Raw genomic sequence first — 19,841 nt, 5'->3', positions numbered from 1 at the left:
GACGGCAGCGGCGGTCCCGCCCGGCTCAGCAGTAGCGGTAGTCGCCGCGCGAACCCCAGGTGCAGTCGTCGGCCTTGGCACCGCTGGGCTTGTAGAGATAGGCGGTGTCGCCGTCGTTGTTCCAGACGTACCAGCCACGGCCCCAGTACTTGTCGTACGCGTTGTTGGTGCCCTTGCCCGTGTGCACCTTCTTCGTCTTGCCGGCGCCGATCGTCACGTTGCCGAAGGTGTACGTGTAGCCCGTCTCGTCCTTGATCTTCCAGTTCTTCAGGTTGACGGCCGACGACGTCGAGTTCTTGATCCGCACCCACTCGGCGTTCAGGCTCGAGTTGGAGCCTCTGTCCGAGCCCGGGCTGTCGTAATAGACCTGGTAGATGAAGACGCGTCCGGCGGCCTGAGCCGGAGTGCTGAGAAACGTGCCGGTCAGAGCCACGGCGCCGATGAGCGCGGGCAGGGCAGCGCGTATCCGCATGGAGATCCCCCCTGGGTGTCGTCCAGTGTTCAGGGAGAAGAAGTATCACGCTTTCTTCACTTGAGCTTCACAAGTGCCGATATGGCTCTGTCCTGTGACACATGGAGGTAAGAGGCCTGCGAACGGGACGCCCTGTCCGGTCGGTAGCTCGATGCGGCCACAATGGAGGGATGAGTGACAGTCCAGCGCCCCTCGCTGATCCGCATCTTGTCTTCGATCCCGTGGCCTCGGACGGGCCCCGGGACGTGGTGATCCTGGGATCCACCGGGTCGATCGGTACGCAGGCCATCGACCTCGTGGAGCGCAACCCCGGCAGGTTCCGGGTGAGCGGGCTCTCCGCCGCGGGCGGGAGGATCGGGCTGTTGGCGGAGCAGGCGTGGCGGCTTCGGGTACGTACCGTCGCGGTCGCCCGCGAGGACGTCGTACCGGAGCTGCGAAAAGCCTTGAGCGAGCGGTACGGGAACGGGGAGCCGCTGCCCGAGATCCTCGCCGGAGCGGACGCGGCCACACAGCTCGCCGCCTCCGAGTGTCACACCGTGCTCAACGGCATCACCGGGTCGATCGGGCTCGCGCCCACCCTCGCCGCGCTGGAAGCGGGACGTACCCTCGCGCTCGCCAACAAGGAGTCGCTCATCGTCGGCGGCCCGCTGGTCAAGGCGCTCGCCAAGCCGGGGCAGATCATCCCGGTCGACTCCGAGCACGCGGCCCTGTTCCAGGCACTCGCCTCCGGCACCAGAGCGGACGTTCGCAAGCTCGTCGTCACCGCCTCCGGGGGCCCCTTCCGGGGACGTACGAAGGCGGAACTCGCCAACGTCACCCCGGCCGACGCCCTCGCGCATCCCACTTGGGCCATGGGTCCGGTCATCACCATCAACTCCGCGACCCTTGTCAACAAAGGGCTGGAAGTCATCGAGGCGCATCTCCTCTACGACATTCCCTTCGAGCGGATTGAGGTGGTCGTGCACCCTCAGTCGTATGTCCACTCGATGGTGGAGTTCACGGACGGATCGACGATCGCCCAGGCGACGCCCCCGGACATGCGCGGGCCGATCGCCATCGGGCTCGGCTGGCCCGAGCGCGTCCCCGACGCGGCGCCCGCCTTCGACTGGTCGAAGGCGTCGAGCTGGGAGTTCTTCCCGCTCGACAACGACGCGTTTCCGTCGGTCGGGCTGGCCCGCCATGTGGGGGAACTCGCGGGCACGGCCCCGGCCGTGTTCAATGCGGCGAACGAGGAGTGCGTGGACGCGTTCCTGAAGGGCGCCCTGCCCTTCAACGGGATCATGGACACCGTGACCAAGGTGGTCGAGGAGCACGGCACGCCCCGTAACGGACGTACGGGAACCTCACTCACCGTCGCGGACGTCCTCGAAGCGGAGACCTGGGCACGCGCCCGGGCCCGGGAACTCACGCAGACGCAGACCACGGCGCGACACACAGCGCAGACGACCACGGCGGAGGCCGGTGCATGACGACCCTGATGATGATCCTCGGCATAGTCGTCTTCGTGATCGGCCTGCTCTTCTCGATCGCCTGGCACGAACTGGGGCATCTCTCGACGGCCAAGCTCTTCGGCATCCGCGTACCGCAGTACATGGTCGGTTTCGGCCCGACCATCTTCTCGCGGAAGAAGGGTGAGACCGAGTACGGGGTCAAGGCGATCCCCTTCGGCGGCTATATCCGCATGATCGGCATGTTCCCGCCAGGGCCGGACGGCAGGCTCGAGGCCCGCTCCACCTCGCCGTGGCGCGGCATGGTCGAGGACGCCCGTGCGCAGTCCTTCGAGGAGCTGCTGCCCGGCGACGAGAAACGCCTCTTCTACACGCGCAAGCCCTGGAAGCGCGTGATCGTGATGTTCGCCGGCCCGTTCATGAACCTGATCCTGGCCGTCGTGATCTTCATGGGCGTGATGATGACCTTCGGCATCCAGACCCAGACGACCACGGTCGGCAAGGTCTCCGACTGCGTCATCCAGCAGAGCGAGAACCGCACCAAGTGCGAGAAGGGCGACCAGGCCGCTCCCGCGAAGGCCGCCGGCCTGGAAGCGGGCGACAAGATCATCGCGTTCAACGGCACACGCGTCGAGGACTGGTCCACCCTCCAGAACGACATCCGCGCCAACCCCGGCAAGGACGTCACGATCACCGTTGAGCGCGGGGGCGAGCGGCTCGACCTGAACACGCACCTGATCAGGAACCAGGTCAGCAAGTCGGACGGCGACGGCGGCTATGTCGAGGGCGAGTACGTGTACGCCGGCTTCCTCGGCTTCACGCCCGCATCCGGCATCGTCGAGCAGTCCTTCGGCCAGTCCGTGGACCGCATGGGCGACATGATGCAGAACGGCGTCGAGTCGCTGATCGCCCTCCCGTCCAAGGTCCCCGCCCTGTGGGACGCGGCGTTCGGCGACGGCCCGCGCGAGGACGACTCCCCGATGGGCGTGGTCGGCGCGGCCCGCGTGGGCGGCGAGGTCTTCACTCTCGACATCCCGCCGGAGAACCAGATCGCGATGATGCTGTTCCTCGTCGCGGGCTTCAACCTCTCCCTCTTCCTGTTCAACATGCTCCCGCTGCTGCCGCTCGACGGCGGACACATCGCGGGCGCCCTGTGGGAGTCCCTGCGACGGAATGTGGCGAAGGTGTTCAGGAGGCCCGACCCGGGTCCGTTCGACGTGGCGAAGCTGATGCCGGTGGCCTATGTGGTGGCCGGGATCTTCATCTGCTTCACGCTGCTGGTCCTGGTGGCAGACGTCGTTAACCCGGTACGTATCTCCTAGTAAGGCGGAGTTCGCGGCGACCGGGCATGCTTTGAGCCCGGTCGCCGTGTCATGTGGTGACTTGTGGCGGCCTGTGCGGGGGATGTGCTCCCGTGTTCGGGGGTGCCGTAATCTCGTTGGCTGGAGCCCGTCAGCTTTCGGGACCGACCGATCCTTACCTTGGGGTTGCACAGCAGATGACTGCGATTTCTCTCGGCATGCCGTCCGTTCCGATCAAGCTCGCCGAGCGCCGGAAGAGCCGGCAGATCCAGGTCGGGACCGTGGCCGTGGGCGGAGACGCACCCGTCTCGGTGCAGTCGATGACGACGACGCGTACGTCGGACATCGGGGCCACGTTGCAGCAGATCGCGGAGCTGACGGCGTCGGGCTGCCAGATCGTACGGGTGGCCTGTCCGACGCAGGATGACGCGGACGCGCTGGCGACCATCGCGCGCAAGTCGCAGATCCCGGTGATCGCGGACATTCATTTTCAGCCGAAGTACGTGTTCGCCGCGATCGAGGCGGGCTGTGCGGCGGTGCGGGTCAATCCCGGCAACATCAAGCAGTTCGACGACAAGGTCAAGGAGATCGCGCGGGCCGCCAAGGACCATGGCACGCCGATCCGGATCGGGGTCAACGCGGGCTCGCTGGATCGGCGGCTGCTGCAGAAGTACGGCAAGGCCACCCCCGAGGCACTCGTCGAATCGGCGCTGTGGGAGTGCTCGCTGTTCGAGGAGCACGACTTCCGGGACATCAAGATCTCGGTGAAGCACAACGACCCGGTGGTGATGGTCAACGCCTACCGGCAGCTGGCCGCCCAGTGCGACTACCCGCTGCACCTCGGCGTGACGGAGGCCGGGCCCGCATTCCAGGGCACCATCAAGTCGGCGGTCGCCTTCGGCGCGCTGCTGAGCGAGGGCATCGGCGACACCATCCGCGTCTCCCTGTCGGCGCCTCCGGCGGAGGAGGTCAAGGTCGGCAACCAGATTCTGGAGTCACTGGGCCTGCGGGAACGCGGCCTGGAGATCGTGTCCTGCCCGTCCTGCGGCCGGGCCCAGGTGGACGTCTACAAGCTGGCCGAGGAGGTCACGGCCGGTCTGGACGGCATGGAGGTCCCGCTGCGCGTCGCGGTCATGGGCTGCGTCGTGAACGGTCCTGGCGAGGCGAGGGAAGCGGACCTGGGTGTCGCCTCCGGCAACGGCAAGGGGCAGATCTTCGTCAAGGGCGAGGTCATCAAGACGGTGCCCGAGTCGAAGATCGTGGAGACCTTGATCGAGGAGGCGATGAAGATCGCCGAGCAGATGGAGGCGGACGGGGCCGCGTCCGGGGAGCCTTCGGTTTCGGTGGCGGGCTGACGGGGCGTACGGCACGGCCGCCCCGGACGCCACGGCCGGCACTCGCGTCTCCCAGGCTGTCCGGAGGGCTCCGGCATCGGGCGGCGGCGCCTATTTTCGCCAGGTACAGTGCGGGGAATCAGCAGATCCCAGGGTGAGGCCCCCGTACGTGTTGACGCAGACCACCACCAGGGTCCTCGAACCGAGTGACCTGGACGCCGCGCTCGCCGTCCTCGACCGTGAGCCCGTCGTGAACGCCTTCGTGACCTCCCGGGTGCAGATCGCGGGCCTCGACCCGTGGCGGCTCGGCGGCGAGATGTGGGGCTGGTACGAGGACGGCATGCTGACGTCCCTCTGCTACGCCGGCGCCAACCTGGTCCCGATCTGCGCCACTCCCCGAGCCGTACGCGCCTTCGCGGACCGGGCCCGTCGCGCGGGCCGCCGCTGCTCATCCATAGTCGGCCCGGCCGAGGCCACCGCCCAGCTGTGGCGGCTCCTCGAGCCGAACTGGGGGCCCGCCCGCGAGGTCCGCCCCCACCAGCCCCTGATGGTCACCGACCGGGTTCCCTCCGACATCGCCCCGGATCCGTACGTCCGCCGGATCCGCAAGGACGAGATGGAGACGATCATGCCCGCCTGCGTGGCCATGTTCACGGAGGAGGTCGGCATCTCGCCGCTCGCCGGTGACGGCGGGCTCCTGTACCAGGCCCGGGTTGCCGAACTCGTAGGCTCCGGGCGCTCGTTCGCCCGCCTCGGCCACGACGGCAGGGTCATCTTCAAGGCGGAGATCGGCGCCGCGACCTCACAGGCCTGCCAGATCCAGGGCGTCTGGGTCGCCCCCGAGTACCGAGGCCAAGGCCTCGCGGCCCCCGGCATGGCAGCCGTCCTCCGCTACGCCCTCGCAGACGTGGCCCCCGTAGCCAGCCTCTACGTCAACGACTTCAACACGGCAGCCCGACGCACCTACCAGAGGGTGGGCTTCCAGGAAATCGGCGCGTTCATGAGCGTGCTGTTCTGAGAGCTCGCGCCCCGCAGGGGCGCGGGGCTGTGACATATGCGGCTCCGCCGCGTGGGCGCGACCAGCCACAACGAACCCGCAGCCAACAAGACAACCCCGTCCCCGGCGCACCTCGGCAATACGCAAAGGTAGTCTCCCCGTCATGTTGCGCATCCCCGGCCAGGGTTCTCGTACGCCCGACGAAGTCGTCATCGGCCCGCTGGATCTGGCCGCGCGGATCGACGAGGCGCTCGGCGTGCAGGCCGTGGCCTTCGGGCTCGGCGCGGACGAGATCGCCGTACGGCGGCAGATCGTGCTGCGGCATCTCACCTACCCCGGCGCCCGCGCACTCGGCGCCACCACGCCCGACGGCCGCCTCGTCGGCTTCGTCTACGGCATGCCCAACGACCGCGCCCACTGGTGGTCCACCGTCGTCGAGCCCTATCTGCGCAGCCAGGGCCACGAGTCCTGGCTCGAGGATTCCTTCGTGATCACCGAGCTGCACGTCCACCCGCACTACCAGAACCGCGGCATCGGCCGCGCCCTGATCACCACCATCACGGACGGCGCCACCCAGCCCCGCTCGATCCTCTCGGCCATCGACACGGACAGCCCGGCCCGCGGCCTCTACCACTCACTCGGCTACGAGGACCTGGCCCGCAACGTCCTGTTCCCCAGCGCCCCGAAGCCGTACGCGGTGATGGGCGCCCACCTGCCCCTCCGCCGCAGGCGATAGGTGCCGGGACGCCAATCGATTTCCACCGCCCGGTACCGCCCGGCTAACCTCCTAGCCATCACCGTTATCCGGCAGGAGTTAAGAATCATGGCCCAGGTCCAGCGCATGTCCCGGTTGATGATCAAGACACTGCGCGACGACCCGGCGGACGCCGAGACGCTCAGCCACAAGCTGCTCGTCCGCGCCGGTTACGTACGCCGCACGTCAGCCGGTATCTGGACCTGGCTGCCGCTGGGCAAGAAGGTCCTCGAGAACGTCGCGCGTGTGGTGCGCGAGGAGATGGACGCCATCGGCGGCCAGGAAGTCCTGCTGCCCGCCCTGCTGCCGCGCGAGCCGTACGACGCGTCGGGGCGCTGGGACGAGTACGGCGATCTCCTCTTCCGCGTCAAGGACCGCAAGGGCGCCGACTATCTGCTGGGCCCCACGCACGAGGAGATCTTCACCCAGATCGTCAAGGACCAGTGCTCGTCCTACAAGGACCTGCCGGTGATCCTCTACCAGATCCAGACCAAGTACCGGGACGAGGCCCGCCCCCGCTCCGGAGTGCTGCGCGGCCGTGAGTTCCAGATGAAGGACTCGTACTCCTTCGACACCACGGACGAGGGCCTGGTCGAGTCGTACGCGCTGCACCGCGAGGCGTACCAGAAGATCTTCGCGCGCCTGGGCCTCGACTACCGCATCGTCTCTGCCGTCTCCGGAGCGATGGGCGGCTCGGCGTCGGAGGAGTTCCTCGCGCCCGCCGCGGCCGGCGAGGACACCTTCGTGGACTGCCCGGCCTGCGACTACGCGGCCAACACGGAGGCCGTCACCTTCGCGCTCGCGCCGGTCGAAGGCGTCGAGCACGGTCCGGTCGAGGAGCTGGACACCCCCGACACCCCGACCATCGAGACCCTCGCCGAGCACCTGGGTGTGACGGCGTCCGACACCCTCAAGAACCTCCTCGTCAAGGTCGACGGCGAGATCGTCGCGGTCGGCGTCCCTGGTAACCGCGAGGTCGACCTCGGAAAGCTGGGCGAGCATCTCGCCCCGGCGGTGGTGGAGTTGGTGACGGCCGAGGACTTCGTGGGCCGTGAGGATCTCGTACGCGGTTATGTGGGCCCGCAGGGTCTGGACAAGGTCCGCTACATCGCCGATCCGCGCGTGGCGCCCGGTACGGCCTGGATCACCGGCGCGAACAAGCCGGACAAGCACGCCCGCAACGTGGTCTGCGGCCGGGACTTCGAGGTCGACGACTACCTCGACGTGGTCGTCGTCGAGGAGGGCGACCCCTGCCCCGCCTGTGGCACCGGCCTCAAGATGGGCCGCGCCATCGAGATCGGTCACATCTTCCAGCTCGGCCGCAAGTACGCCGACACCTTCCAGCTCGATGTGCTCGGGCAGAACGGCAAGCCGGTTCGCGTGACGATGGGCTCGTACGGGATCGGTGTCTCGCGTGCGGTGGCGGCGCTGGCCGAGCAGTCGGCGGACGGGCAGGGGCTGTGCTGGCCTCGCGAGGTCGCCCCGGCTGACGTGCACGTCGTCGCCGCCGGCAAGGCCCTGCAGACCGAGCTCGCCCTCGATGTCTCGGAGAAGCTGGGTGCGGCGGGCGTACGCGTCCTGGTGGACGACCGGGCCGGCGTCTCGCCGGGCGTCAAGTTCACGGACGCCGAACTGATCGGCGTCCCCCAGATCTTGGTCGCCGGCCGCCGCTCCGCCGAGGGCGTCGTGGAACTCAAGGACCGCCGCACCGGGGAGCGCGAGGAGCTGACGGTGGCGGAGGCGGTGGCTCGCCTGACGGCGTAGCGGGGCCTGTGCACCGTGGGTGCGGCGGGTTTGTTTCGCCCCCGCCGCCCCTACCCATTCCCGTCCCCTGGGCTTCGCCCAGACCCACCAGGGGCTCCGCCCCTGGACCCCGCTGGGGCTGCCGCCCCAGACCCCGCATCGGCCTAGCGGCCTCGTCCTCAAACTCCCCCAGCTACCGCTGGGAGGTGCCCCCAGACGGGCTGATTGATGCGGGCCTGCGCTGACAAAGTTCGGCCGCGAAAATTCAACCCGTCCGGCGTTTGAGGACCGGGGGTCCGGGGGCTGGCCCCCGAACGGGTTCCGGGGCGCAGCTCCGAGCGGGTCCAGGGGCGCAGCCCATGGCCGGGGTCCGGGGCGGAGCCCCGTGGGGGGTCTGGGGCGGAGCCCCGTGGGGGGTCTGGGGCGCAGCCCCGTGGGGGGTCTGGGGGCGCAGCCCCCCAGCGGGGTCCAGGGGCGGAATCCCATGGTGGGGTTCGGGGCGGAGCCCCGAGGATGGGACGGGTAGGGGCGGCGGGGGCGAAACAAATCGCCGCGCCCCGCCCCTGGCGCTACGGCAGAAGCTGCTCCGTCCAGATGCACTTGCCATTGGAGAGGTGGCGCGTTCCCCAGCGTTGGGTGAGTGCGGCGATCAGCTGCAGGCCGCGGTTGCCTTCGTCGGTCTCCAGGGCGCGACGAATATGAGGGGTCGTCAGACTGCCGTCGGTGACCTCGCAGATGAGCGAGCGGCTGCGGATGAGGCGCAGCTGGGCCGGGCCTCTCGCATGACGGATGACATTGCCGAGGAGCTCGCTGGCTATCAGCTCTGTGGTCCAGATGAGCTCGTCCAGATGCCATTCGGTGAGCTGATGTCGTACGTGGTCGCGGGCTTGGCCTGCGGCGATCGGATCCTCGGGGAGTTCCCAGAACGCCACGTCCCCAGCGGCGAGAGCGTGGGTGCGAGCCACGAGTACCGCGGTGTCGTCGCTGGTCTGCTCCTTGGCAGGGACGAGGGCAGAAATGAGCGCGGTGCACAGCTGGTCGAGTTGCCGGGCGTCGGCATCCCGGTCGGCGGTCCTGGCGCCCAGACCGCGCCCATCGGGCATCTCGGCGTTGGTGAGCGTCTTGGCCAGATGGGCCATGCCGCTGTCTATGTCACGGGACGCGGACTCGACCAGGCCGTCGGTGTAGAGCACGATCAGGCTTCCTTCGGGCACCGTCAGCTCCACCGTCTCGAAGGGCGGCGTGGCCGCGCCGAGCGGCGGGTTCTGAGGCAGCTGCGGGAAGTTGACGGTGCCGTCGGGGTGGAGGAGGGCAGGCGGGGGGTGCCCGGCACGGACGATGGTGCACACCTGGTCGGCGGGGTCGTAGACCGCGTACAGGCAGGTGGCGTAAAAGTCATCGCCGAGGTCGCTGACCAGGTCATTCAGGTGGGAGAACAGCTCGTCGGGGGGTAGTTCCAGACCCACCAGAGTGTGTACCGCGGTGCGCAGGCGGCCCATGGTGGCGGCTTCGGACAGTCCGTGGCCCATGACGTCTCCGATGACGAGCGCGACTCGCTCGGCGGACAGGGGAATGACGTCGTACCAGTCGCCGCCGACCTCCAGGCCTTCGGTGGCCGGCACGTAGTGGGCTGCGGCGGTGACGGCGGGCAGGGAGGGCAGGACCGGCGGGAGCAGGCCGCGCTGCAGCTCCTGGGAGCGGGTGTGCTCGGCGTCGTACAGGCGGGCCCGTTCCAGGGCCTGGGCGATCAGCGCGCTGAGCGCGGTCAGCAGGGCCCGGTCCTCCTCGCTGAACCGGCGCGGCCGGGAGAAGGAGATGACCAGGCAACCGACGGGACGGCCGGAGGCGATCAGGGGCAGAAACGCCCAGGCGTTCTTCCCTCCCGAGAACGCGAGGTCGGCGAACTCCGGGTAGCGGTCGCGGAACTCCCGCCTGGAGAAGAGGTATTGCGGGGCGCCGTGGTGGACGGCGTCACTGACCGGGGTGTGCTCGGACAGGCTCATCCTCTCGGGAAAGTGGTCCAGGAATTCCTGGGAGTACCCGGCGCTTCCCGCCACCCGGAGGCTGTCGCCGTCCACGAGCTCGACGAACAGGCCGGTGGCGGAGACCAGGGGCAGGACCCGCTCGGCGACCGTATCGACGACGTCTCTCACGGTGACCGCCTCGGCCAGCGCCGCGTTGAGGCGGCCGATGTGCGTGGTGCGCCGGGCGGCGGCGCGCTGGGCTGCCGCATGCTGCTCGTCCGCCAGCCGCGTCTCGGTGACGTCGGTGAGGTACACCGTCACCCCGTCCGGCGAAGGGACCAGACGCAGGTGGTACCAACGCCCGTTCGCCGGCCACTGGACGTCGAAGCCGGTCGGGGCGCCGGTGGCGGCGGCCTGCCGGCAGCGGTCCTCCAGGCCGGGGACTTCGGTATCGGGTACGTCCCACAGGACGCGGCCGTACAGCTGCTGCGAGGGGCCGAGGAGGCGCTCGGCGTGCAGGTTGACGAACTCGATCCGCCAGTCGGTGTCCACCGTGAGGAAACCGTCGCTCATGTGCAGCAGGGAGTGGCCGACCGAGTCCAGCGCCGCCCGCTTCTGCGTCGTGTCCCACACGGTGCCCACGAAGTGAGCCGGCTCGCCGTCCTCGCCGAGGACGAGCTGGGCGCGGGCCTCTATCCAGACGACGCTGCCGTCCGGCCGGCACAGCCGGTACTCCGCCGCGTACTCGCCGCGCTGCCGGATGGCCCGCTCCACCGCGGCCACGACGCGCGGCAGGTCGTCCGGGTGGACGAGCTCCACAACGGTGTCGACCCGTCCGTCGAAGGACTCCGGGTCGATGCCGAGTATGGCCATCGTCGTCTCGTCGTAGACCACGTCGCCGGTACGGAGGTTCTGGTCCCAGGTACCGACGCGGACCGCCTCGCGTGCCTGCTGGAGCCGGGGCCCGGCCAGGTGTTCCACGTTCCACCAGGCGGGGTTGAGGCTGCCGGTGGTGGGGGCGGGATGTGCCAGACGCTCGCACACCCACCGTGCGAGCGCCTCGAGGAAGTCCCGCTGCGTGACCGAGGGAACCCCGGACACGGTCACGACCGAGAGCACTCCGAGCGAGCTGCCCTCCGCGGCGAGCAGCGGTACGGCCGCGATTCCGGTGCCGGCTGGAAGGGCGCGGGCCTGCGTGTCGGTCGTGGGCAGCCACACGAGCGCGCCGTCCCGCAGGGCCCGGATCGGTGCGGTCTCGTCCTGCCAGCCGAGGGTCTCCCACTGCTGGGCGAACTCCCGGGGCAGTCCGCCCGCGGCCGCCAGGTGCAACGGCCGGCTGTCACCGGGTATACGCAGATGCACCATGCCACCCAGCCCACCGAGATCAGCCACCGCGTGATGCAACGCAAGCTGCAACGCCTCTGCCTGGGTCTGCCCCTCGCCCGTGTTACTCAGTACGCGCATCCGGACGGCTTCCTGCGCCTCCACCGCCGCTGACGGCGGAGCCTGACCGAGCCGTTCGTTTCGGGCCATATGGATCCCATTCGCCGTCCGGCAGACGGGTGAATTTACACTACTACGCACTTAACGAATCGATTGGCGCATTTGCCCGTATCATCTCACCCGCGATGGCCGGGGAGGCCGCAGCCCGTCTGGGTTTGAGGACGAGGCCGCCAGGCCGAGGGGGGCGCGGCGAGTTGTTTCGCCCCCGCCGCCCCTACCCGTCCCATCCCGGGGTCAGCCCCGGGCCCCGCTGGGGGCTGCGCCCCCAGACCCCCTTCGGGGCTGCGCCCCGGACCCCGTTTCGGGGGCCAGCCCCCGAACCCCCGCTCCTCAAACTCCCCCAGCTACCGCTGGGGGGACCCCCAAGGGGCTGAATTTCAGCCCGTCCGGCGTTTGAGGACGAGGCCGCTAGGCCGATGCGGGGTCTGGGGCGGCAGCCCCAGCGGGGTCCAGGGGCGGAGCCCCTTGGTATGGGACGGGTAGGGGCGGCGGGGGGCGCCCCTACCAACGGCCACCCACCCCGCTACAACCACCCCGCGAACTCCAGCAACAGCTCCGCATCCTGCCCCCGCCCCACCCGTCGAGCCCGCACCCCCGACTCGACCGCCCGGAACAGCGTCCACCCCCGCAACCGCTCCTGGTCCACGTCCAGCGACTCCGCGAGGCGCTTGATCCGGCGACGGGTCGTCGCGGGCCCGGACGGCGAGGCGATCAGGTCCTCGACGCGATCGCGGACCAGGCGGGCCAGATCGAAGGCGCACTCGCCGACGACGGGATCGGGCCCCACGGCCAGCCAGGGACTGCGTTCACCGGCGAGCACCTTGCTCTGGCGGAACGTGCCGTGCAGCAGCCGCGCCTCCGGCGAAGCCGCCAGCAACTGCTCGCGCACCGCGAGCGCCGCGTCCACCAGCGGCAGCGCCTCCGCATCGGCGGACGCCCGCATCGCCTCGGCCTGCCGCCCCGTCCGCTCGGCCACGGTCTCGAAGGCGTGCCCGGCAGGCGGCTCGACCCACAGTCGCCGCAGCGTCCCGGCCGCTTCAAGCATGGACTTCGCCTCGGGCAGCGACCGTACGGACACATCGGGATGCAGCCGCTCCAGCAGCAGCACACCCCCGGCCCCGGAGGGAGTGGAAGGACTGGAGGAGGGACTGAGGGAACCGGGCGCCTCAAGGAGCCGTACCGCCCCCCGTCCATCCCAGTGCGCCAGCGCCGCCCGCTCGCTCTCCGGCCGCGCCCGCGGCGGCGCGAGCTTGAGGACGGCGGGGGTCCCGTCGGGCAGCCGCACGAGCACCACAAGACTGCTGCGCCCGCCGGGCACCTGCACCCGCTCCACGGCCAACTCGCGTACCGCGACAGCCTGTTGAGCCGTCTCGGGCAGCTTCTCCAGCCAGTCGTCACCGGTCGGCGCCGTCTCGCCGAGCGCCCGGACGAGCCGCTGCGGCGGTTCGAAAGCCATACGCGAGTGTTCCCTTCCGATGTGCTCGACGCGCTCGCCGTGCTCCGAGGTGCGTTACGTGCGGGGTGTCGACGGTGGCCCGGCCTGGGCGGCCCGCTCGGCGAGACCAGGGAAGGCTACGCTCCCGCCACGCCATCGCGCCGCCCGCACCGCAGCCTCCCGCAAGGCCTCGGCGGCATCACGCCGCCGCTCACCCCCGGCGGCCCGTACGACATCCGAGTACACCCCGGCCACCCGCTCCTCCAACTCGACGGCCAGCCGCACGGCCGCGTCCGAGTCGGTCACCGGGAACGGCAGCGCGTACGCGGCCGCCGCCGGTTCGGGCTTCCCGTCCAGGTCCCGCACGGCCCGCGCGAGCGCGTCACGCCGGGCCCGATGCGCGTCGTACGCCGCTTGAGCCTCAGCCTGCCGCTCCTCGCTGACCTTTCCGCCGACGACCCCGTACCCGTACACCGCGGCATGCTCGGCACGCAGCGCGGCCAGCACAGCCTTCAGCTCGGCCGAAGCCTCCGCATCCCCGGAATTCTGGGCCCCGCTCACTTCCCGCCCTCCGTCAACAAGTACACGTGCACCGCACCAGCCGCCGCCACCGAGGCCAGCAACCGCGCCAGCTCTCCCGGCACCTCCTCCAGCGCCTTCGTACGCCGGTCCGCCAACGCCCGCTCGGCCGAGGCGAGTTCGGCGAGGGCGTCCTCCTCCCGGGCCGGCACACTCGCGGCAGGAGCACTCGCCGAAGCAGCAGGAGACGAAGCAGCGGGAGACGAAGAGGCCGAGGCGCTTGGGGTGGCAGAGGCCCGCTTCCCGCCCCCGAACGCCTTCGCATGCCGTACGACCTCCGCCCGCAGCGGTGTCAGCCGCGACGCCAGCGCCGGATGCGCGGCGAGCACGGCCTCGTACCGCGCCGCGAGCCCCTCGCTGTCCCGTGCCGCACGCGCGCGTGCCCGATCGGCGGCGGAAGCGGCCTCCTTGGTGGTCTCGGAGGAGGAGTCGGAGGCGGAGCAGCCCGTGAGCAGCGCGGCGCCCGCACCGGCGGCTGAGGCGAGCAGGCTCCTTCGGCGCGGCCCCGAGGGCGAGCGCGACGGCGGGGTGAACGACAAGGCAGACGTCCTCGGCAGACTCGTACGAAAGGAAGGGCGGCGACCGGAGCTCCGGGTGGCTGGGCTGCCCGGATCAAGGTAACCCGCGGTGATGCCGGTGGACGGCAACACCCTTCTGGACCCGATACCCTTTGACCTGACACGCGACCTACCCACAACAGCACACGCGGCCGAGGAGTCACCCGGATGAGCACCACCCAGAGCGAGAGGCTGCGAGGACTGCTGGAACCGCTCGTCAGCTCCCAGGGACTCGATCTCGAGGAGATCGAAGTGGACTCGGTCGGACGTAAGCGTGTGCTGCGCGTCACCGTCGATTCCGACGAAGGTGCCGACCTCGACCAGATCGCCGATGTGAGCCGCGTGCTCTCGGCGAAGCTCGACGAGACGGACGCGATGGGCGCGGGCGAGTACACCCTCGAGGTGGGAACGCCCGGTGCGGAGCGCGAGCTCAGGGAACACCGTCACTACGTACGTGCCATCGGCCGGCTGGTGAAGTTCCAGCTGGCCGAAGGTGGCGAGGTGGTCGCCCGGATTCTGAAGGTGGACGACGAGGGTGTGGACCTCGAAGTGCCCGGTGTGAAGGGGCGCAAGGCCACCGCCAGAAGGCTCGCCTTCGAGGAGATCGCCAAGGCGCGCGTCCAGGTCGAGTTCAGCCGCAAGGACAAGAAGGAAGAGGAGGCGTAGCCGTGGACATCGACATGAGTGCCCTGCGGGGCTTGGTACGGGAGAAGGAGATCTCCTTCGACCTGCTGGTCGAAGCGATCGAATCGGCCCTCCTCATCGCGTATCACCGCACCGAGGGAAGCCGCCGCCACGCGCGCGTGGAGCTCAACCGCGAGAGCGGCCATGTGACCGTGTGGGCGAAGGAGGACCCCGAGGACCTCGAAGAGGGCCAGGAGCCCCGCGAGTTCGACGACACCCCGACCGGCTTTGGCCGCATCGCAGCCACCACCGCCAAGCAGGTCATCCTGCAGCGCCTGCGGGACGCCGAGGACGACGCGACGCTCGGCGAGTACGCGGGCCGCGAGGGCGACATCGTCACCGGCGTCGTCCAGCAGGGCCGCGACCCCAAGAACGTACTCGTGGACATCGGCAAGCTGGAGGCCATCCTGCCGGTGCAGGAGCAGGTGCCCGGTGAGACCTACCAGCACGGGATGCGGCTGAGGTCGTATGTGGTCCGGGTGGCGAAGGGGGTCCGCGGTCCCTCCGTGACCCTGTCGCGGACACATCCCAATCTGGTGAAGAAACTCTTCGCCCTCGAGGTGCCGGAGATCGCCGACGGGTCCGTCGAGATCGCCGCCATCGCCCGGGAGGCGGGCCACCGTACGAAGATCGCCGTCCGGTCCACCCGTTCGGGCCTGAACGCCAAGGGTGCCTGTATCGGGCCCATGGGCGGCCGTGTGCGCAATGTCATGGCCGAACTGAACGGCGAGAAGATCGACATCGTCGACTGGTCCGACGACCCGGCCGACATGGTCGCCAACGCGCTCTCCCCGGCCCGAGTCTCCAAAGTCGAGGTCGTGGACCTCGCGGCCCGCTCCGCGCGCGTGACGGTGCCGGACTATCAACTGTCCCTGGCCATCGGCAAGGAGGGGCAGAACGCCCGGCTCGCCGCCCGGCTGACGGGGTGGCGGATCGACATCCGTCCGGACACCGAACAGACCGCTGAGCAGACCGGTCAGCAGGCCGGCGACCAGGGCAGGGAATAGATCACGCCCCCAGGTCGCTGAGATCACGACAGTTTTATACGCGGCAACCGTTCGATTCTTGCCCCAAAGGGGTGAGGTCGGTGCGGGGAGGTAGACTTGATTGTGTCTGGCCGGACGCCAGCCCGAGCATGCCCTGAGCGCACGTGTGTGGGGTGCCGGGAGCGAGCGGCCAAGGACGATCTGCTGCGCATCGTGGCGATCGAGGGCGAGTGCGTCCCCGATCATCGCGGTACGCTGCCCGGCCGGGGTGCCTATGTTCACCCCGCCCTGGTCTGTCTTGACCTGGCGGTCCGCCGCCGGGCGTTCCCTCGGGCGCTGCGTGCCCAGGGACCGCTCGACACGGAGGCATTGCGCCTAGCTGTCGAGAAGACCGTTGCCGAGAAGGCAACACCGTAAGACGTGTCGCACGGAACCCCCGTGCGGCCCTGGTACCCCGCGAGTTGGAAGTAGGTCGAGATTGCGATGAGCACTCGATGAGCACGCGATGAGTACGCCCATGAAGTAGCGACGGTCCGGACGCAACCCGGACCTAAAAGGAGCGAAGTGGCTAAGGTCCGGGTATACGAACTCGCCAAGGAGTTCGGGGTTGAGAGCAAGGTCGTCATGGCCAAGCTCCAAGAACTCGGTGAATTTGTCCGTTCTGCGTCTTCGACGATCGAAGCGCCCGTAGTACGCAAACTGACTGACGCCCTCCAGCAGGGCAACGGCGGCGGCAAGCCCGCCCCGCGCAAGGCCGCGCCCGCCAAGCCGGCCTCCCCCTCTCCGGCGCAGGCCGCCCGTCCGGCTGCCCCGCGCCCGCCGGCCCCGAAGCCGGCTGCCGCGGAGAAGCCCGCGGCTCAGGCCGGTGGACCGGTCACTCCGGGGCCGCGTCCGACCCCGGGTCCCAAGCCGCCTGCGCCGAAGCCCGCTCCGGCGTCTCCGGCCCCTGCGGCGCCCGAGTTCACGGCGCCTCCGTCGGCTCCCGCGGCACCTGCGGCATCCTCGGGTCCCGCGGCTCCTTCGGGTCCGCGTCCGGGTGGCGCCCGTCCCGGTGCCCCGAAGCCGGGTGCCCGTCCGGGTCCCGCTCAGGGTGGCGGCCAGGGCCGTGGCGACCGCGGTGACCGTCAGGGCGCTCCGCGTCCCGGCGGCCAGGGCGGACGTCCGGGCGGCCGTCCGGCCGGCCCGCGTCCGGGCAACAACCCGTTCACCTCTGGTGGCTCCACCGGTATGGCGCGCCCGCAGGCGCCCCGTCCGGGTGGTGCCCCGCGCCCCGGTGGCGCCGGTGCTCCCGGTGGCGGTCCGCGTCCTCAGGGTGCGGGCCAGGACCGTGGTCCCCGTCCGCAGGGTGGTCCCGGTGGCGCTCCGCGTCCCGGTGGCGGCCCCGGCGGCAACCGTCCGACTCCGGGCGGCATGCCTCGTCCGCAGGGTGGTCCCGGTGGCGCTCCGCGTCCCGGCGGCGGCCCCGGCGGCAACCGTCCGAACCCCGGCATGATGCCGCAGCGTCCTGCTGCCGGTAGCCCGCGTCCCGGCGGCGGTGGCCCCGGTGGCCGCGGTCCTGGTGGCGGCGGTCGTCCCGGTGGCGGTGGCGGCGGTCGTCCCGGTGGCGGCGGCGGCTTCGCCGGTCGTCCCGGTGGCGGCGGTGGCGGTTTCGCCGGTCGTCCGGGTGGTCCCGGTGGCGGTGGCGGCGGTTTCGCCGGTCGTCCCGGTGGTCCCGGTGGCGGCGGTGGCCGTCCCGGCTTCGGCGGTCGTCCGGGTGGTCCCGGTGGCCGTGGTGGCACGCAGGGCGCCTTCGGTCGTCCCGGCGGTCCCGCGCGTCGTGGCCGTAAGTCGAAGCGGCAGAGGCGCCAGGAGTACGAGGCCATGCAGGCCCCGTCGGTCGGCGGCGTGATGCTGCCTCGCGGCAACGGACAGACCGTCCGCCTGTCGCGCGGTGCGTCCCTCACCGACTTCGCGGAGAAGATCAACGCCAATCCGGCGTCGCTCGTCGCCGTGATGATGAACCTCGGCGAGATGGTCACTGCCACGCAGTCCGTCTCCGACGAGACCCTCCAGCTGCTCGCCGGCGAGATGAACTACGTCGTCGAGATCGTCAGCCCGGAGGAGGAGGACCGCGAGCTGCTCGAGTCCTTCGACATCGAGTTCGGCGAGGACGAGGGCGGCGAGGAGTTCCTCGCGCCGCGTCCGCCGGTCGTGACCGTCATGGGTCACGTCGACCACGGTAAGACCCGACTGCTCGACACCATCCGCAAGACGAACGTCGTCGCGGGCGAGGCCGGCGGTATCACGCAGCACATCGGTGCGTACCAGGTCGCCACCCAGGTCAACGAAGAAGAGCGCAGGATCACCTTCATCGACACCCCGGGTCACGAGGCGTTCACCGCCATGCGTGCCCGTGGTGCCAAGTCGACCGACATCGCGATCCTCGTGGTGGCGGCCAACGACGGTGTGATGCCCCAGACGATCGAGGCGTTGAACCACGCCAAGGCGGCCGGTGTGCCGATCGTGGTCGCGGTCAACAAGATCGACGTCGAGGGTGCCGACCCGACCAAGGTGCGCGGTCAGCTGACCGAGTTCGGTCTGGTGGCCGAGGAGTTCGGCGGCGACACGATGTTCGTCGACATCTCCGCCAAGCAGGGCCTCAACATCGAGAGCCTGCTGGAGGCCGTGGTCCTCACCGCGGACGCCTCGCTCGACCTGCGGGCCAACCCGGAGCAGGACGCGCAGGGCATCGCGATCGAGTCCCACCTGGACCGTGGCCGCGGCGCTGTCGCGACCGTCCTCGTCCAGCGAGGCACCCTGCGGGTCGGCGACACCATGGTGGTCGGCGACGCGTACGGCCGTGTCCGCGCGATGCTCGACGACAAGGGCGAGAACGTGGAAGAGGCGGGTCCCTCGACCCCGGTCCTTGTCCTCGGTCTCACCAACGTCCCGGGCGCCGGCGACAACTTCCTCGTCGTCGACGAGGACCGTACGGCCCGTCAGATCGCTGAGAAGCGTGCCGCTCGTGAGCGGAACGCCAACTTCGCCCGCCGGGGTGTCCGGTTCTCCCTGGAGAACCTGGACGAGGCCCTCAAGGCCGGTCTGGTGCAGGAACTCAACCTCATCATCAAGGGCGACGCGTCCGGTTCGGTGGAGGCTCTCGAGTCCTCGCTGCTCCAGCTCGACGTCGGCGAAGAGGTCGACATCCGCATCCTGCACCGTGGTGTGGGTGCGGTCACCGAGTCGGACATCGACCTGGCGACCGGCTCCGACGCCATCGTCATCGGCTTCAACGTCCGCGCGGCCGGCCGTGCCTCGCAGATGGCGGAGCGCGAGGGCGTCGACGTCCGCTACTACTCGGTGATCTACCAGGCCATCGAGGAGATCGAGGCGGCCCTCAAGGGCATGCTCAAGCCGGAGTACGAAGAGGTCGAGCTCGGCACGGCGGAGATCCGCGAGGTCTTCCGCTCGTCCAAGCTGGGCAACATCGCCGGTGTGCTGGTCCGCTCCGGCGAGGTCAAGCGCAACACGAAGGCGCGGTTGCTGCGCGATGGCAAGGTCATCGCGGAGAACCTCAACATCTCCGGCCTGCGTCGCTTCAAGGACGACGTCACCGAGATTCGCGAAGGGTTCGAGGGCGGTATCAACCTCGGCAACTTCAACGACATCAAGGTCGACGACGTCATCGCGACGTACGAGATGCGCGAGAAGCCCCGCGGCTGACGCCTGCGGCGCGCTGAACTGGGTTGGCGCCACCCCCGCGGGATTCTTCCCGCGGGGGTGGCGCCGACCGGGGTTTTTCGCCCCCGCCGCCCTTACCCGTCCCATCCCTGGGGCTGCGCCCCAGATCCCACCCGGGGCTCTGCCCCGGACCCCGCTGGGGGTGCGCCCCCACACCCCCTTCGGGGCTGCGCCCCGGACCCCACTCGGGGCTCCGCCCTGGCCCCCGGCCATGGGCTGCGCCCCTGGGACCCGCTCGGGGCTCCGCCCCGGACCCCGTTCGGGGGCCAGCCCCCGGACCCCGGCTCCTCAATCGCCGGACGGGCTGATTTTCAGCCCGTCCGGCGATTGAGGACGAGGCCGTTCAGGCCGACGCGGGGTCTGG

General features: G+C 70.1%; 16 protein-coding genes. 11 read left to right on the top strand and 5 right to left on the bottom strand.

Going from position 1 to position 19,841, the window contains the following annotated elements; genetic code table 11:
* Positions 1-25: 25 nt before the first annotated feature.
* Positions 26-472, bottom strand: coding sequence for a lamin tail domain-containing protein (locus ACQEVY_RS12840; RefSeq protein WP_432947924.1), 447 nt, complete (start codon positions 470-472; stop codon positions 26-28).
* 170 nt (positions 473-642) lie between these two features.
* On the opposite strand from ACQEVY_RS12840, the gene dxr reads away from it, so the two are divergent.
* The 6 genes from dxr (at position 643) to ACQEVY_RS12810 (ending at position 8,070) form a co-directional block, all read left to right on the top strand.
* The gene (gene dxr / locus ACQEVY_RS12835; RefSeq protein WP_432947922.1) at positions 643-1,941 is read left to right on the top strand and encodes a 1-deoxy-D-xylulose-5-phosphate reductoisomerase; all 1,299 of its coding nucleotides are present in this window, start codon (positions 643-645) and stop codon (positions 1,939-1,941) included.
* A complete protein-coding gene (locus ACQEVY_RS12830; protein ID WP_432947920.1) occupies positions 1,938-3,242 on the top strand; it encodes a M50 family metallopeptidase in 1,305 nt (434 codons plus the stop codon). The genes dxr and ACQEVY_RS12830 overlap by 4 nt, the downstream gene beginning before the upstream one ends.
* 176 nt (positions 3,243-3,418) lie before the next feature.
* Positions 3,419-4,576 (top strand): flavodoxin-dependent (E)-4-hydroxy-3-methylbut-2-enyl-diphosphate synthase, encoded by a 1,158-nt coding sequence (gene ispG / locus ACQEVY_RS12825; RefSeq protein ID WP_432947918.1) that lies wholly within the window; start codon positions 3,419-3,421, stop codon positions 4,574-4,576.
* A 148-nt stretch (positions 4,577-4,724) separates the two neighbouring features.
* Positions 4,725-5,573, top strand: a complete 849-nt coding sequence (locus ACQEVY_RS12820; RefSeq protein ID WP_432947916.1) for a GNAT family N-acetyltransferase — start codon at positions 4,725-4,727, stop codon at positions 5,571-5,573.
* A 142-nt stretch (positions 5,574-5,715) separates the two neighbouring features.
* Positions 5,716-6,288, top strand: a complete 573-nt coding sequence (locus ACQEVY_RS12815; protein WP_328768306.1) for a GNAT family N-acetyltransferase — start codon at positions 5,716-5,718, stop codon at positions 6,286-6,288.
* Positions 6,289-6,375: 87 nt separating this feature from the next.
* Positions 6,376-8,070 carry a proline--tRNA ligase gene (locus tag ACQEVY_RS12810; RefSeq protein ID WP_432947913.1) on the top strand — a complete coding sequence of 565 codons (1,695 nt, stop codon included), beginning with the start codon at positions 6,376-6,378 and terminating at the stop codon, positions 8,068-8,070.
* 548 nt (positions 8,071-8,618) lie between these two features.
* Here ACQEVY_RS12810 and ACQEVY_RS12805 read toward each other — a convergent pair.
* A complete protein-coding gene (locus ACQEVY_RS12805; RefSeq protein ID WP_432947911.1) occupies positions 8,619-11,378 on the bottom strand; it encodes a SpoIIE family protein phosphatase in 2,760 nt (919 codons plus the stop codon).
* Between ACQEVY_RS12805 and ACQEVY_RS12800 the strand changes: the two genes are divergently transcribed.
* Entirely contained in the window at positions 11,370-11,510 is a 141-nt protein-coding gene (locus tag ACQEVY_RS12800) for a hypothetical protein (protein WP_432947909.1), read from the top strand. The genes ACQEVY_RS12805 and ACQEVY_RS12800 overlap by 9 nt on opposite strands.
* Before the next feature lie 529 nt (positions 11,511-12,039).
* Here ACQEVY_RS12800 and ACQEVY_RS12795 read toward each other — a convergent pair.
* From ACQEVY_RS12795 to ACQEVY_RS12785, 3 genes are read right to left on the bottom strand one after another with little or no spacing between them, the layout of a single operon-like run.
* Positions 12,040-12,972, bottom strand: a complete 933-nt coding sequence (locus tag ACQEVY_RS12795; RefSeq protein ID WP_432947907.1) for an aminoglycoside phosphotransferase family protein — start codon at positions 12,970-12,972, stop codon at positions 12,040-12,042.
* Positions 12,973-13,026: 54 nt separating this feature from the next.
* Positions 13,027-13,512, bottom strand: coding sequence for a ferritin-like domain-containing protein (locus ACQEVY_RS12790; RefSeq protein WP_432947905.1), 486 nt, complete (start codon positions 13,510-13,512; stop codon positions 13,027-13,029).
* Complete coding sequence (locus tag ACQEVY_RS12785) at positions 13,509-14,069, bottom strand: hypothetical protein (RefSeq protein ID WP_432947903.1); 561 nt, start codon at positions 14,067-14,069, stop codon at positions 13,509-13,511. Before ACQEVY_RS12785 ends, ACQEVY_RS12790 begins: the two co-directional genes overlap by 4 nt.
* 186 nt (positions 14,070-14,255) lie before the next feature.
* Between ACQEVY_RS12785 and rimP the strand changes: the two genes are divergently transcribed.
* The 4 genes from rimP to infB all read left to right on the top strand — a co-directional run bounded on the left by rimP (position 14,256) and on the right by infB (position 19,459).
* Complete coding sequence (gene rimP / locus ACQEVY_RS12780; RefSeq protein WP_432947901.1) at positions 14,256-14,753, top strand: ribosome maturation factor RimP; 498 nt, start codon at positions 14,256-14,258, stop codon at positions 14,751-14,753.
* 2 nt (positions 14,754-14,755) lie between these two features.
* Positions 14,756-15,778, top strand: a complete 1,023-nt coding sequence (gene nusA, locus ACQEVY_RS12775) for a transcription termination factor NusA (RefSeq protein WP_432947899.1) — start codon at positions 14,756-14,758, stop codon at positions 15,776-15,778.
* Between the two features lie 102 nt (positions 15,779-15,880).
* On the top strand, positions 15,881-16,174 hold the full coding sequence (locus ACQEVY_RS12770) for a YlxR family protein (protein WP_165343296.1): 294 nt from the start codon (positions 15,881-15,883) through the stop codon (positions 16,172-16,174).
* 147 nt (positions 16,175-16,321) lie between these two features.
* Positions 16,322-19,459: a translation initiation factor IF-2 gene (gene infB / locus ACQEVY_RS12765; RefSeq protein ID WP_432947897.1), complete on the top strand. Its 3,138-nt coding sequence runs from the start codon at positions 16,322-16,324 to the stop codon at positions 19,457-19,459.
* The last annotated feature ends 382 nt before the right edge of the window (positions 19,460-19,841 follow it).

Origin of the sequence: Streptomyces sp. CA-288835, assembly GCF_050936385.1 — a bacterium.
Lineage (GTDB): Bacteria > Actinomycetota > Actinomycetes > Streptomycetales > Streptomycetaceae > Streptomyces.
This window is presented reverse-complemented; position numbering and strand designations above follow the sequence as displayed.